Source organism: Kitasatospora sp. GP82 (genome assembly GCF_029892105.1).
Classification (GTDB): Bacteria; Actinomycetota; Actinomycetes; order Streptomycetales; family Streptomycetaceae; genus Kitasatospora.
In genome coordinates, this window is the sequence record NZ_JARZAJ010000039.1 from 12,025 (window position 1) to 27,128 (window position 15,104).

Below are 15,104 nucleotides of genomic sequence, written 5' to 3' on the forward strand. Positions count from 1 at the left end.
TGTGCCCGCCACGCGACCCGAACCCCTCACTGTTCCGCCCACAGTTGATCAAGAAGAGGCCCGCGCCTCGGGGGAATCCCAGCCGCACACGTACCCGCCGCCCTGCCACCCGGCCGTACAGGCGATCGGTCTGTGACACTGGAGGAGCTCGAAAACCGAGGTGCGCCTGCCTGTGCCTCCTTGCGAACCTAGAGGGATGTCCGCAGTGAGTTCTCCCGTAGCCCAGCCCACCGATGCGCCCACCATCGGGGGGCTGGCAGCCCGTCTGACCGAGCTCACGATCCGCGATCAGCAGCGGATCGGCCGGAGGCTGGACGGTGCGCGGCGGGTCCGCAAGCCGGAGGCCCGGCAGAAGATCGCCGAGGAGCTGACGGCGGAGATCGAGAAGGCCGAGCTGCGCGTCCAGCAGCGTCGCGAGGCCGTACCGGCGATCTCGTACCCGCAGGAGCTGCCGGTCAGCCAGAAGAAGGACGAGATCCTCGCCGCGATCCGGGACCACCAGGTGGTGATCGTGGCCGGTGAGACGGGGTCCGGCAAGACCACCCAGATCCCGAAGATCTGTCTGGAGCTGGGCCGTGGCGTCCGGGGCCTGGTCGGCCACACCCAGCCGCGCCGGATCGCCGCCCGTACGGTGGCCGAGCGGGTGGCCGAGGAGCTGAACACCCCGCTGGGCGAGGCGGTCGGCTGGAAGGTCCGGTTCACCGACCAGGTCGGCCAGGACACCCTGGTCAAGCTGATGACGGACGGCATCCTGCTGGCCGAGATCCAGACGGACCGCGAGCTGCGCCAGTACGACACCCTGATCATCGACGAGGCGCACGAGCGCAGCCTCAACATCGACTTCATCCTCGGGTACGTCAAGCAGCTGCTCCCGCGCCGCCCCGACCTCAAGGTCGTGATCACCTCGGCGACGATCGACCCGGAGCGCTTCGCCGCCCACTTCGGCGACGCCCCGATCGTCGAGGTCTCCGGCCGCACCTACCCGGTCGAGGTCCGCTACCGCCCGATCCTGGAGGAGGGGGAGAGCGAGGAGGACATCGACCGGGACCGCGACCAGGTCCAGGCGATCTGCGAGGCGGCCCGGGAACTCCAGGCCGAGGGGCCCGGCGACATCCTGGTCTTCCTCTCCGGCGAGCGGGAGATCCGCGACACCGCCGACGCGCTGAACAAGCTCAACCTGAAGTTCACCGAGGTCCTGCCGCTCTACGCCCGCCTCAGCTCGGCCGAGCAGCACCGCGTCTTCCAGCGCTCCAACAGCCGCCGGATCGTGCTGGCGACCAACGTCGCCGAGACCTCGCTCACCGTCCCCGGCATCAAGTACGTGATCGACCCGGGCACCGCCCGGATCTCCCGCTACAGCCACCGCACCAAGGTGCAGCGCCTGCCGATCGAGGCGGTCAGCCAGGCCAGCGCCAACCAGCGCAAGGGCCGCTGCGGCCGTACCTCGGACGGTATCTGCATCCGGCTGTACTCGGAGGAGGACTTCCTCTCCCGCCCGGAGTTCACCGACGCGGAGATCCTCCGCACCAACCTGGCCTCCGTCATCCTCCAGATGACCGCCGCCGGGCTCGGCGACATCTCCGCCTTCCCGTTCCTGGACCCGCCGGACTCCCGCAACATCAAGGACGGCGTCAACCTGCTCCACGAGCTGGGCGCCCTCGATCCGGCCGAGAAGGACCCGCGCAAGCGGCTGACGGGCCTGGGCCGCAAGCTGGCCCAGCTGCCGGTGGACCCGCGGATGGCCCGCATGGTGCTGGAGGCCGACCGCCTGGGCTGCGTACGCGACGTGATGGTGATCGCCGCCGCGCTCTCCATCCAGGACCCGCGCGAACGCCCCGCCGAGAAGCGCCAGGTGGCCGACGAGCGGCACCGCCGCTTCAGCTCGGAGACCTCCGACTTCCTCTCGTATCTGGCGATGTGGCGGTACGTCAAGGAGCAGCAGCGCGAGCTGTCCTCGTCTGCCTTCCGCCGGATGTGCAAGTCCGAGTTCCTGAACTACCTGCGGATACGCGAATGGCAGGACATCTACACCCAGCTGCGTACGGTGGCCAAGCAGCTCGGCGTCACGATCGAGGAGCCCCACGACGACGCCGAGCCGGACGCCGACCGGATCCACCAGGCGCTGCTCTCCGGTCTGCTCTCGCACATCGGCCTGTTCGACGTGGAGAAGCGCGAGTACGGCGGTGCGCGCGGCGCCCGCTTCGCCGTCTTCCCCGGCTCGGGGCTGTTCAAGAAGCCGCCGCGCTGGGTGATGTCGGCCGAGCTCGTCGAGACGTCCCGGCTCTGGGCCAGGATCAACGCGAAGATCGAGCCCGAGTGGGTGGAGCCGCTGGCCAGCCACCTGATCAAGAAGAGCTACAGCGAGCCGCACTGGGAGAAGAAGTCCGGCGCGGTGCTGGCGTACGAGAAGGTCACCCTCTACGGGGTGCCGATCGTCGCCCAGCGGAAGGTGAACTACGGGCGGATCGACCCCGAGCTCTGCCGCGAACTCTTCATCCGCAACGCCCTGGTGGAGGGCGACTGGGAGACCCACCACAAGTTCTTCGCGGAGAACCGCCGGCTGCTCTCCGAGGTGGCGGAGCTGGAGAACCGGGCCCGCCGCCGGGACATCCTGGTGGACGACCAGACCCTGTTCGACTTCTACGACTCCCGGCTGCCCGAGGAGATCGTCTCCACCCGGCACTTCGACTCCTGGTGGAAGCAGGCCCGGCACGAGCAGCCGGACCTGCTCAACTTCGAGAAGTCGATGCTGATCAACGACTCGGCGGACGGCGTCACCGAGGAGGATTACCCGGACTACTGGCAGCAGGGCAAGCTGCGGTTCAAGCTGACCTACCAGTTCGAGCCGGGCAGCGACGCGGACGGCGTGACCGTCCACATCCCGCTGCCGGTCCTCAACCAGGTCACCGCGGAGGGCTTCGACTGGCAGATCCCCGGCCTGCGGGCGGAGCTGGTCACCGCGTACATCCGGTCCCTGCCCAAGGCGGTCCGGCGCAACTTCGTGCCCGCCCCGGACTTCGCGGCGGCCGCACTGCGCCAGGTGAAGGAACGTCAGGAGCCCTTGCTGCCCACCCTGGAGCGGATCCTGCACCGCATGTCGGCGATCCCGATCCCGCCGGAGGCCTGGGACGACGAGCGGGTGCCCGACCACCTGAAGGTGACCTTCCGGGTGGTGGACGGCAAGCGGAAGCTGGCCGAGTCCAAGGACCTGGAGGACCTGCGGCTCCAGCTGAAGCCCAAGCTGAAGGAGACGCTCTCCAGCGCGGCCTCCGGGCAGGGCATCGAGCGCGGCGGGCTCACCGCCTGGCCGGCCGACCTGCCGGTGCTTCAGCGCACCTTCGAGCAGCGCTCGCGCGGGCACTCGCTGCGCGCGTACCCGGCGCTGGTGGACGAGGGCTCCTCGGTGGGCATCCGGCTCTTCGACACACCCGAGGCGCAGCACCAGGCGATGTGGGCCGGCACCCGGCGGCTGCTGACGCTCACCGTTCCCTCGCCCGCCAAGGCCATCCAGGGCCGCCTTGGCAACCAGGCGAAGCTGGCCCTCTCCTACAACCCGCACGGGTCGGTCACCGCGCTCTTCGAGGACATCGTCTCGGCCGCCGTGGACCGGCTGATGACCCTGAACGGCGGCCCCGCCTGGGACGAGGCGGCCTTCACCAAGCTGTACGACAAGGTGCGGGCGGATCTCTACGACCTGTCCGCGGACACCACCCTGAAGACGGCCACCGCGCTGATCGCCTTCCACAAGGCGTCCACCCGCCTGAAGTCGGTCTCCAGCCCGGTGCTGCTGACGGCGGTCAACGACATCCGACTGCACCTCACCTCGCTGATCCACCCGCCCGCCAAGGACAGTGCGGGCTTCGTCACCGCGACCGGCTGGCAGCGGCTGCCCGACCTGAAGCGCTATCTGCTCGCCGTGGACCGGCGCCTGGAGGCGCTGCCCAACCACCCCCAGCGCGACCTGCTGCATCTGCACAAGGTCCAGCAGGTGCAGGACGCCTACGGCGAGCTGCTGGCCAAGGTGCCGGCCGGGCGTGAGCCCTCGCCGGAGCTGCGGGCCGTCCGCTGGATGATCGAGGAGCTGCGGGTGAGCTTCTTCGCCCAGGGCCTGGGCACCCCGACCCCGGTCTCCGAGAAGCGCATCCTCAAGGCGATGGAGGCTGCCGCCGCCACGATCTGAGCCAGTTCGACCTGGGGGCCACAGATGCAGTACGATCTGTCTTGTTCGCACAGCGCAAGCGAGTGAACAAGAGATCAGAACACTCTGGTCCCGTGGAGCAGTTGGTTAGCTCGCCACCCTGTCAAGGTGGAGGTCGCGGGTTCAAGTCCCGTCGGGATCGCAAGTGATGAGAGGCCCGGAGCCGTAAGGCTCCGGGCCTCTTGTGTTGTGGTGACCCGGCGTCAGGCGCTCTATCCCAGAGTAGGTCTAGACCACAAGATAACGACCCTGTGACGGTCGTCACTTATCTTTTCTTGAGACCGGACACTCCAGACACCCCGGCAAGACCCCGTAATTTAATATATAAAATTGTACATGTATTCCCGGTATTCCCCCCACCAACAACTGCACCAATAGGAAGATCCGATTCCGCACACCCGATTCCGGGCGCGCGGAAGCCGCGTGGAAGGCATGCGGAAGGGGCCGCACCCCGGACCCGGCGGAGTCAGGGATACGGCCCCTTGCGAAAAGCGTCAGCGGGCCTCTCAGGCCTCGGTACGCTGCGCCGGAATACCGGCCAGCAGTGCGCGCACCTCCGCCTCACGGTAACGGCGGTGACCGCCGAGAGTGCGGATGGACGTGAGCTTGCCTGCCTTGGCCCAACGAGTGACCGTCTTCGGGTCCACGCGGAACATGGTGGCGACCTCTGCCGGTGTCAGCAGGGGCTCAGCGTCAGGGGTACGAGCGGTCATGAGCGGCCTCCTCGGGAGAACCGAACCAGGGCGGTTCTATCCTTCAAATTCTGCACCTTGGCCCGCGATGCCCGAAATGGCACAGACGGGCCGAGTCGGTTATAGGACGAACGGCTTGTCCTGGTGTCTACAACTACACCATTCGTCCAGCCCTATCGGCCAAACCGCCAAAATTGACCCCTCACGGGTTCAAGCACGACGGATGGCCATGGACCACCCCATAGCGGACAGTCACCGCACGGTGACCTTCGGTCAGGAGTGGACCAGATCCTCAGTTTCCCCGCAAAGCACGCACCACCGTCAGATCCACCCAAAAGTGGACACACGTGAGTGAACTTGGGCTGGTTGTCCCATTTTTGCATATAGGTGTAAGTTCGCGTCAACGGTGAGTAGTGTCACGTTCGAGGGGTATTGACCCGAACCGGGACCTAGGTCCCCGCTCGGCAGACCCAAAGGACCCAACCATCCTTACCCGGCCCACTGACACTCTCCCCCGGATCTCCACTGAGGGCTCGTCAGCTGGCGTACCGAAGAGCCAGCACCTGCCGCCAACGCGCCGTCACCGATTCGTATGCCCGCGTCGCGCCCTCGCCGTCGCCCGAGCGCAGGGCCAGCAGCCCGGCCTCGATCTCGGCCACCGAGTCCTCGGCCGCCAGCCGCTCGGGGCCCAGCAGGTGCACCAGGCCCCCGTAGTCGAGCTCCACCAGCGACCTCGGGTGGAACTCCTCCAGCCAGCGCCCGATCCGCTCCGCCCCCTGCACCAGCGACCCGTCCCGGCCCCTCGCCTGCCGGGCCGGCGCGGCCGGCTCCCGGCCCGGCTGCTGCTCCCGCAGCGCCCGGTAGCCGCGTGCCACCCGGCGGCGCGCCTGCGCCATCGGCGTCAGATAGAACAGGGCGGCCGGAACCGGCCCGCCGGGCCCCTCGGCGCTGCCGGGCACGAAGCAGCGGTCCTCCGACCCGAACGGCAGGAACCAGCGCACCGGAACCTCCCAACGGCTGGTCAGAATCCATGGCCGGGCGTCCGGATGACCCGCCTGCCAGCGCTCCCGGTCGGCCGCTGCCGCCGCCCGCACGGCAGGTGGCAGCACCGTGTCCAACAGCGCCACCGGCAGCGCGGCGCGCAGCTCCTCCAGCGCCTGCCAGCTGCGCAGTCTGGTCGCCCACGGGCAGATGTACGTCACCCCGTCCACCTGCCGGACGAAGGCCCGCGCGCTCTCCCGGTCGGGCAGGGCGCGCGGGGTGCGGCCGAGCACCTCGGCGAGCGCCCGGCGCTGTTCCGCGAGCGCGGCCGGCGCGACGGAGTGGTCGGGGGCGGCCGCGTCCGGGCCGCGCGCCGCGGCGTACGCCTGCCAGCGGGCCCGCTCGGGCTCGGGGTAGGCGGCCAGCGGCTCATAGACCCGCAGATGGGCGGCGTACGGCGGAAGGACCGAAGTGCGCACTGTGGTCACGCACCGCATCGTCGCACGCCGCCCCCGGGGCCCGGGAGGGTGTCCGGAAGCTCTCCTGCACACCGTTCTCCCGTTGCCGCCACAGCCCCTTCCTCGTTGGCGTTCCCGTCGTCCTTTCGTTGCCGCAGAGGGGCAGATCCGGGGCCTGCCCCGGAGCTAGGCTTCCCTCAGGCGCCCACACCACAGCAGTGGGCCACAGATACTGGAGTCACCACAGTGACCGACGTACAGACCGCATCCGCGACGCACTCCGCACCCGGCGTGCTCAGCAGGATCTTCCGTACCGAGCAGGACGGCGTCCCCGGCGACGGCCACGAGCAGGTCGTCCTCTGCCACGACCGCAGCTCCGGCCTGAAGGCCATCATCGCCATCCACTCCACCGCCCTGGGCCCGGCCCTCGGCGGCACCCGCTTCCACCGGTACGACTCCGAGGAGGAGGCACTGGAGGACGCGCTCCGCCTCTCTCGCGGCATGAGCTACAAGAACGCCCTTGCCGGTCTCGACCTCGGTGGCGGCAAGGCCGTCATCATCGGCGACCCGAACAAGGAGAAGAACGAGGCGATGCTCCGCGCGTACGGCCGCTTCGTGCAGTCCCTGCGCGGCCGCTACATCACCGCCTGCGACGTCGGCACCTACGTCCAGGACATGGACGTGATCGCCCGCGAGACCGAGTTCGTGACCGGCCGCTCGCCGGAGAACGGCGGCGCAGGTGACTCCTCGATCCTGACCGCGTTCGGCGTCTTCCAGGGCATGCGCGCCTCCGCGCAGGCCCGCTGGGGCCAGCCGACCCTGCGCGGCAAGCGCGTCGGCGTCGCGGGCGTCGGCAAGGTCGGCCACTACCTGGTCGGCCACCTGGTCGCGGACGGCGCCACGGTCGTCATCACGGACGTCTCCGAGACCGCCCTGAACCGCGTCCGCGCCGCGCACCCCGAGGTCGAGGTCGTGGCCGACACCAAGGCCCTGCTCCAGGCCCAGCTGGACGTCTACGCCCCCTGCGCCCTGGGCGGTGCGCTGGACGACCTGACGGTGGCCGCGCTCGGCGCGGCCGGCACCTCGGTGGTCTGCGGCGCTGCCAACAACCAGCTGGCCCACCCGGGCGTCGAGAAGGACCTGGCCGACCGGGGCATCCTCTACGCGCCGGACTACCTGGTGAACTCCGGCGGCGTGATCCAGGTCGCCGACGAGATCGAGGGCTTCAACTTCGAGCGCGCCAAGAACAAGGCCACCAAGATCTTCGACACCACCCTGGAGATCTTCACCCGGGCCGCCTCCGACGGCGTCCCGCCGGCCGTGGCCGCGGACCGCCTGGCCGAGAAGCGGATGCGGGAGATCAGCGCACTGCGCACCATCCTGCTGCCGGGCGCCCGCAAGGGCTGACCCGGGACGGGTGGCGGTGGCGGCCGCGGGAACCCCGACGGCCCCCACCGCCACCTGCATCACAATGTGGAACCGGATTCTCACTTCGTAGCCCGATCGGGCGATCCTGCACCCCCCGGCGGGGGATAATCGAACCTGGAACGACGGACCAGGGCAGGCTCCGAACAGCCTGCGAAAGCCCGTAAATCCCCACGTGACCAGGAAAGAACCGGTTTCGGGGGCAGACTGTGCGCGCCACGTCACACCGGCGACGTACCGTTCGGCGGCGGAAACAGGTACCGTTAATGCTCCAAGGGACGGTTCTCCCACTTCGGGCGCGCCGATCCTGATCATGAACACGTGTCAGACTCGGGGCCGTGAGCCCCATCGTTGAGGGGGTCGACCCATGGGGCGCGGCCGGGCCAAGGCCAAGCAGACGAAGGTCGCCCGCGAGCTGAAGTACAACAGCGGCGGCTTCGACGCTAACCGTCTGTCCAGCGAGCTGGGCGTATCGCCCTCTACCGCTTCGATCAAGCCTGAGCCGATCGAAGAAGAGGACGACGATCCTTACGCGGCGTATGCGGATCTCTATGCCGACGAGGACGACGACGCGGAGGCGGACGCGGGCAGCAGCCAGTCCCGCCGTCGCGCGTAAGAGCCTGACCGGACCGGCTTGGCGCTCACCGGGCGCCGAGCCGGTCTTCGGCGTTCCCGCACCCACTGCCCACGGGCACGGGGTGAAGCCGTAGGGGCGCGGGGAAGGGCTCACTTGCGCGTTGCCCCCGGAAGGTCCGCCGGTACGAAGAAAGGGGCCCCAAGGGCCCCTTCTCCGTACCGGGACGTCAGCTGAGCTCGAAGCCCTCGTACGCGTTGTAGAGGGCCGCACCGCCGTCGTGCTCGTCGGTGCGCTCGACGATGTCGCCGAGCAGCCAGGACTCGACCCCGCGGTCCTCCAGAACGGCCAGCACCACGTCCACCGAGGACGGCGGGACGACGGCGACCATGCCGACACCCATGTTCAGGGTCTTCTCGATCTCCAGGGTGGCCATCCTGCCGACCTGGGCGACGGTCTGGAAGACCGGCAGCGGGGTCCAGGTGCCGCGGTCCAGGCGGGCGTGCAGCCCGGCCGGGATCACCCGGGCCAGGTTGGCCGCAAGGCCGCCACCGGTGACGTGCGAGAAGGCGTGGATCTCGGTGGCACGGGTCAGCGCCAGGCAGTCCAGCGAGTAGATCCGGGTGGGCTCCAGGAGCTCCTCGCCCAGGGTCCGGCCGAACTCCTCGACCCGGCGGTCCAGCGACCAGCCTGCCTGGTTCAGCAGCACGTGGCGGACCAGCGAGTAGCCGTTGGAGTGCAGACCCGAGGCGGCCATCGCGATCACCACGTCGCCCGCGCGGACGCGCTCGGCGCCCAGCAGCGCGTCGGCCTCGACCACACCGGTACCGGCACCCGCGACGTCGTACTCGTCCGGGCCCAGCAGACCCGGGTGCTCGGCGGTCTCGCCGCCGACCAGCGAGCAGCCGGCCAGCGTGCAGCCCTCGGCGATGCCCTTGACGATCGCGGCGACCCGCTCGGGGACGACCTTGCCGACGCAGATGTAGTCGGTCATGAAGAGCGGCTCGGCACCGCAGACCACCAGGTCGTCGACGACCATGCCGACCAGGTCGTGGCCGATGGTGTCGTGCTTGTCCATGGCCTGGGCGATCGCGACCTTCGTCCCGACGCCGTCGGTCGCGGAGGCCAGCAGCGGACGCTCGTAGCGCTTGAGGCCGGAGACGTCGAAGAGCCCGGCGAAGCCGCCGAGGCCACCCACCACCTCGGGGCGGCTGGTCTTCTTCACCCACTCCTTCATGAGCTCGACGGCGCGATCGCCGGCCTCGATGTCGACACCTGCGGCGGCGTAGGTGGCACCGCTCTCATTGCTGGTCACTGCTGTGCGGCCCTCTCGGGTCGAAGGGGGTTCGGAACGCGGGGAAATCTCTCGGGGGCAAGGGTGAAGCCATAGGGGCGCGAGGCTCTGCTCGATCGACGGCGTGCGCGAAATGGAAGACGCTGGAGCCGCACCGGACCCCTGAAGGGCAAGTCGCACTGCCCCACCGGAGGTCACCAGGTGCAACCCACCCACCGGGCCCGACCGAACCCGGTCGCCTACCGCTGCACGCACGCCGTTGATCGAGCAGAGCCCCCCGCCCCTGTCTGGTCAACCCTTGCCCCTGGGGGCTTACGGTCGCCGCAGCGCGTCGCCCGCACCTGCGCCACCGAGCAGCGACTGGACGCCGTCCAGGTCGCTGGTCGGCTTGCCGCGGACGGGGGGCTGCTGTTTCCCGCCGGCGATCTCGGCCTCCAGCAGGAGCTTGCCGAGCAGAGCCGGGTCGGGCAGCTCCATCGGGTACTCGCCGTCGAAGCAGGCCCGGCAGAGCCGGTCCTTGGGCTGCTTGGTGGCCTCGATCATGCCGTCGAGCGAGATGTAGGCGAGCGAGTCCGCACCGAGGGTGCGGCCGATCTCCTCGACGGTCATCCCGTTGGCGATCAGCTCCGCGCGGGTGGCGAAGTCGATGCCGAAGAAGCAGGGCCACTTGACCGGCGGGGAGGAGATGCGGATGTGCACCTCGGCGGCACCGGCCTCGCGGAGCATCCGGACCAGGGCCCGCTGGGTGTTGCCGCGGACGATCGAGTCGTCCACGACCACCAGGCGCTTGCCCGCGATGACCTCGCGCAGCGGGTTGAGCTTGAGCCGGATACCGAGCTGGCGGATGGTCTGGCTGGGCTGGATGAAGGTGCGCCCGACGTAGGCGTTCTTCACCAGTCCCGAGCCGTACGGAATACCGCTGGCCTCGGCGTAACCGATCGCGGCGGGGGTGCCGGACTCGGGAGTCGCTATCACCAGGTCGGCCTCGACCGGGGCCTCCTTCGCCAGGCGACGGCCCATCTCCACACGGGAGAGGTGGACGTTGCGGCCGGCGATGGAGGTGTCGGGGCGGGCCAGGTAGACGTACTCGAAGACGCAGCCCTTGGGCTTGGCCTCGGCGAAGCGGCTGCTGCGCATGCCGTTCTCGTCGACGGCGATCAGCTCGCCGGGCTCGACCTCGCGGATGAAGGAGGCGCCGCAGATGTCCAGCGCCGCCGTCTCGGAGGCGACCACCCAGCCGCGCTCCAGCCGGCCGAGCACCAGCGGGCGGATGCCCTGCGGGTCACGGGCGGCGTAGAGGGTGTGCTCGTCCATGAAGACGAGCGAGAAGGCGCCCTTGACCTTGGGCAGGACCTGCCGGGCGGCTTCCTCGATGGAGAGGTCCGGGTGTCCGGCGAGCAGGGCCGTCACCAGGTCGGTGTCGTTGGTGGCTGCCGTACGACCCGAGCGGGAGACGTGCTCCTCGCCGGGCAGCTCGGCGACCATGGCCGCGAGCTCGGCGGTGTTCACCAGGTTTCCGTTGTGGCCGAGGGCCAGCGAACCGTGGACGGTCGCCCGGAAAGTCGGCTGGGCGTTCTCCCAGACCGACGAACCTGTTGTCGAGTAGCGGGCATGTCCGACCGCGATATGCCCGTGCAAGGATCCCAGGGATGCCTCGTCGAAGACCTGGGAGACGAGTCCCATGTCCTTGAAGACGAGAATCTGGGAGCCGTTGCTCACTGCGATGCCCGCGGATTCCTGTCCGCGGTGCTGCAGGGCATAGAGGCCGAAGTACGTGAGCTTTGCGACCTCCTCGCCGGGAGCCCAGACACCGAAGACGCCGCAAGCGTCCTGGGGGCCTTTCTCGCCGGGAAGAAGATCGTGGTTGAGTCTTCCGTCACCACGTGGCACGTCTTCGAGTCTAGGGCAGTTCCGTACGCCTTCCCGAACGCGGGAGCCCTTCGTTATTGGCCGATCGAATAGCGACGCGCGTAGACAAAACCCCTTACCGCGAGCGCATTTCAGACACCGCAATTCGTCGGGGCGTCGAGTTGCCTTGTCCTGTGCGCCTTCGGGGGATATCGGGCGGCTGACGGCCCGTTCGCGTTCGACGGGCGACGTGACGCTGCTCACCTGGCGGGCAGCATCAGCTCCCACGCTCCGGCGTGCACCGTCCAGGTGCGTGCTCCGACCGGGCCGACCGGGCATCCGTCCGCCTCGTAGCCGAAGCCGCGACCGACCACCGTGAGGCTGCCCGCCCTGATCCGCTGCGGGTCGGCACCGATGCGCAGGTGCAGCTCCATCACGCCCTCGGCCGCGGGGACGGTGATGTGCAGCCGGCACAGCGGCTGGTGGACGTCGGCCAGCAGCCGGCCGTCGGCCTCGATCCGCAGCCGGGACTGCCCGGCGGGGGCCATCGCCTGCTCGGCCGCAGCAAATTTCGCCCATAGCGAACGCCAGCCACCCGGACGGCTCAGCCGGTGCGGCTGGATCCGCAGGCCGCCGAGCACCACCCCGCCGCCGTCGTCGACCAGCAGATCCAGCTTCCGCGAACTGCCGTTGATCACCGTCCGGGCCGCCGCGACGGGCTCGGACGGGACGCCCAGTGCATGTGCCACGGCCACCGCCCCGGGACGCCCCACCGGCACCACGCCTATCGGCTCGGCACCCAACTCGCGGTGCCGGTGCAGGGCCTGAAGGACCCGCTGCAAGGCCAGATCGGAACCGATCACGACCGGTCGCCGATGGCCGCGACGCGACAGCGCACGGTCGAGTTCGGACGGACTTTCGGGCAGCGACACCTTGACGTCCGCCCCGCCGCACAGGACGTCGCGGGCGATCCGTACCGACTCGCCGTCGGTCTGCCGGGCCGCCGGGTCGAGGAGTAGCAGGAGCGGGTCGGGACCGGCCTGGTCCACGGGTCGGGATTCGGGCGTGGACAGGGACGACACGACCGGTCCTTCCTCAGGTAATCTCTCGGTGCAAGAGCCCCTTGCGCTATTGCGCCAGGGGCTTCGTCTATCTCGGGGCAGACTGCGGCCTACGCAGGATGCCCCAACCGGAAGGGGTGTACGCCTGTGCCGGCACTCGTGCTCGTTGGCGCTCAGTGGGGAGACGAGGGCAAGGGGAAGGCCACCGACCTCCTCGGCGGCTCCGTCGACTACGTCGTCCGCTACCAGGGCGGCAACAACGCCGGTCACACGGTGGTCATCGGCGACCAGAAGTACGCCCTGCACCTGCTGCCTTCCGGCATCCTCAGCCCGAATGTGACGCCGGTGATCGGCAACGGCGTCGTGATCGACCCGGGCGTGCTGCTCTCCGAGCTCAACGGCCTGAACGAGCGCGGCATCGACACCTCGAAGCTGCTGATCTCGGGCAATGCCCACCTGATCACCCCGTACCACCGCACCCTGGACAAGGTCACCGAGCGCTTCCTCGGCAAGCGCCGGATCGGCACCACCGGGCGCGGTATCGGTCCGACCTACGCCGACAAGATCAACCGGGTCGGCATCCGGGTCCAGGACCTGTTCGACGAATCGATCCTCCAGCAGAAGATCGAAGCGGCTCTGCACGACAAGAACCAGATCCTGGTCAAGCTCTACAACCGCCGCGCCATCCCGGCCGACCTGGTGCTGCAGGAGTACCTGGGCTACGCCGAGAAGATCAAGCCCTTCCTGGCCGACACCACCCTCGTCCTGGACGAGGCGCTCAAGGCCAACAAGGTCGTCCTCCTGGAGGGCGGCCAGGGCACCCTGCTGGACGTGGACCACGGCACGTACCCCTTCGTGACCTCGTCCAACCCGACCTCCGGCGGCGCCTGCACCGGCGCGGGCATCGGTCCCACCAAGATCGACCGGGTCATCGGCATCCTGAAGGCGTACACCACCCGCGTCGGCTCGGGCCCGTTCCCGACCGAGCTGCTGGACGCCGACGGCGAGGCGCTGCGCCGGATCGGCGGCGAGCGCGGTGTCACCACCGGCCGTGACCGCCGCTGCGGCTGGTTCGACGCGGTGATCGCCCGCTACGCGACCCGGGTCAACGGCCTGACCGACTTCTTCCTCACCAAGCTGGACGTGCTCACCGGCTGGGAGCAGATCCCGGTCTGCGTGGCGTACGAGATCGACGGCAAGCGGGTCGAGGAACTCCCGTACAACCAGTCCGACTTCCACCACGCCAAGCCGATCTACGAGACGCTTCCCGGCTGGACCGAGGACATCAGCAAGGCCCAGACCTTCGCCGACCTGCCGAAGAACGCGCAGGCGTACGTGAGGGCGCTGGAGGAGATGTCGGGCGCACCGATCTCCGCGATCGGCGTCGGCCCCGGCCGGACCGAGACCATCCAGATCAACTCCTTCGTCTGAGCCTGATCCCGCCTTTCCCCAAGGGCCCTGCACCGACCGGTGCAGGGCCCTTGTGCATGAGTGGGTGGCTTTGAACTAGTACAGAATGGTATTGCACCTAGTGCAAGTCGGGGCTAGGGTGCGGCGCATGACCGCGAAGCCGCCCGCCCCCGTCACCCTCACCGGCACCCGTGTCCGCCTGGAGCCCTTCGGCCCCGCGCACCTGGCCGACCTCTTCGAGGCGACGGGCCGGGACGAGGAGGTGTGGCGGTGGATCCCGGTGCCCGTCCCGCAGACCGAGCAGCAGCTCGCCGACCGCATCGGCACCTGGGCCAGGAGCGGCTTCCTGCCCTTCGCGGTGGTCGCCCGGGAGACCGGCCGCACCGTCGGCCTGACCTGCTACCTCGACATCAGCGCCGACGACGAGCGGCTGGAGATCGGCGGCACCTTCTACGCCCGCTCGGTCTGGCGCACCGCCGTGAACACCGAATCCAAACTGCTGCTGCTCACCCACGCCTTCGAGGAGCTGGGCATGGGCCGGGTCTGCTGGAAGACCGACAGTCTCAACGAGCGTTCGCAGAACGCCGTCCGGCGCCTTGGCGCCAGCTACGAGGGCACCTTCCGGCGGTCCAGGCAGCGCGCCGACGGCAGCTGGCGGGACACCGTCTACTTCTCGATGCTGCGGGACGAGTGGCCGGCCGCGAAGGCCCGGCTGACGGAGCGGCTGGCAGCGGGCTGAGCGAGGCCCCGGATGCGATGCCACCCGGCCCGCTGCACTTCGCGCACTCGCGCGGGGACACCGAGGGCGAGGACTGGATGACCACCCTCTACCTCCAGGAGACCGCCGAGCAGGCCGGGTTGGCGACGGTCGGCATCGCGATGGAGGACATCGGCTGGGATCCGCTCTCCGGCCGCTTCGTGGACCTGGAGCAGCGCTACATCCGCTCCGTCTTCAAGCTCTACCCCTGGGAGTGGCTGGCCGAGGCCGAGTTCGGGGAGCAGCTGCTCTCCGGGATCGACCAGGGCGGCGGCGCAACCGGCCGGTGCTCGGCGCCTGGGTGGTGGACGGCGAGGCCGCCGGACTCGGCATCCGGGAGACCGAGGACAGCCTGATCACCCACCAGGGCGCCCGATTCCTCCCGCACATCATCGTCTGACGCTGC

10 protein-coding genes, 1 tRNA gene and 1 pseudogene are annotated in these 15,104 nt (G+C 69.4%); 7 read left to right on the forward strand and 5 right to left on the reverse strand.

Translation table 11 applies throughout. The features are described 5' to 3' along the window. Window positions 1-196: 196 nt before the first annotated feature. Entirely contained in the window at window positions 197-4,180 is a 3,984-nt protein-coding gene (gene hrpA / locus P3T39_RS29210; RefSeq protein WP_280702205.1) for an ATP-dependent RNA helicase HrpA, read from the forward strand. A gap of 86 nt (window positions 4,181-4,266) precedes the next feature. Beyond that, a tRNA-Asp gene (locus P3T39_RS29215) sits at window positions 4,267-4,340 on the forward strand. Window positions 4,341-4,704: 364 nt separating this feature from the next. On the opposite strand, the gene bldC is transcribed toward P3T39_RS29215, so the two are convergent. Beyond that, window positions 4,705-4,911, reverse strand: coding sequence for a developmental transcriptional regulator BldC (gene bldC / locus P3T39_RS29220; RefSeq protein ID WP_014137253.1), 207 nt, complete (start codon window positions 4,909-4,911; stop codon window positions 4,705-4,707). Window positions 4,912-5,426: 515 nt separating this feature from the next. Then, on the reverse strand, window positions 5,427-6,368 hold the full coding sequence (locus tag P3T39_RS29225) for a hypothetical protein (protein WP_280702206.1): 942 nt from the start codon (window positions 6,366-6,368) through the stop codon (window positions 5,427-5,429). A 252-nt stretch (window positions 6,369-6,620) separates the two neighbouring features. On the opposite strand from P3T39_RS29225, the gene P3T39_RS29230 reads away from it, so the two are divergent. Continuing rightward, the gene (locus P3T39_RS29230) at window positions 6,621-7,736 is read left to right on the forward strand and encodes a Glu/Leu/Phe/Val dehydrogenase dimerization domain-containing protein (RefSeq protein WP_280702242.1); all 1,116 of its coding nucleotides are present in this window, start codon (window positions 6,621-6,623) and stop codon (window positions 7,734-7,736) included. 385 nt (window positions 7,737-8,121) lie between these two features. After that, a complete protein-coding gene (locus P3T39_RS29235; RefSeq protein ID WP_045303541.1) occupies window positions 8,122-8,370 on the forward strand; it encodes a DUF3073 domain-containing protein in 249 nt (82 codons plus the stop codon). Window positions 8,371-8,557: 187 nt separating this feature from the next. Here P3T39_RS29235 and purM read toward each other — a convergent pair whose 3' ends face one another. The 3 genes from purM to P3T39_RS29250 form a co-directional block, all read right to left on the reverse strand. Continuing rightward, window positions 8,558-9,643: a phosphoribosylformylglycinamidine cyclo-ligase gene (gene purM, locus P3T39_RS29240; protein WP_280702207.1), complete on the reverse strand. Its 1,086-nt coding sequence runs from the start codon at window positions 9,641-9,643 to the stop codon at window positions 8,558-8,560. A 291-nt stretch (window positions 9,644-9,934) separates the two neighbouring features. Continuing rightward, entirely contained in the window at window positions 9,935-11,512 is a 1,578-nt protein-coding gene (gene purF / locus P3T39_RS29245; RefSeq protein WP_280702208.1) for an amidophosphoribosyltransferase, read from the reverse strand. A 218-nt stretch (window positions 11,513-11,730) separates the two neighbouring features. Next, entirely contained in the window at window positions 11,731-12,552 is an 822-nt protein-coding gene (locus tag P3T39_RS29250) for a diacylglycerol kinase (protein WP_348534399.1), read from the reverse strand. A 126-nt stretch (window positions 12,553-12,678) separates the two neighbouring features. Between P3T39_RS29250 and P3T39_RS29255 the strand changes: the two genes are divergently transcribed. From P3T39_RS29255 to P3T39_RS29265, 3 genes and pseudogenes are all read left to right on the forward strand, one after another. Further along, complete coding sequence (locus tag P3T39_RS29255) at window positions 12,679-13,962, forward strand: adenylosuccinate synthase (RefSeq protein WP_280702209.1); 1,284 nt, start codon at window positions 12,679-12,681, stop codon at window positions 13,960-13,962. A 127-nt stretch (window positions 13,963-14,089) separates the two neighbouring features. Next, window positions 14,090-14,680: a GNAT family protein gene (locus P3T39_RS29260; RefSeq protein WP_280702210.1), complete on the forward strand. Its 591-nt coding sequence runs from the start codon at window positions 14,090-14,092 to the stop codon at window positions 14,678-14,680. A gap of 2 nt (window positions 14,681-14,682) precedes the next feature. Beyond that, window positions 14,683-15,098 (forward strand): annotated as a pseudogene (locus P3T39_RS29265) (glutathionylspermidine synthase family protein); the annotation flags it as partial. Between the last annotated feature and the right edge of the window lie 6 nt (window positions 15,099-15,104).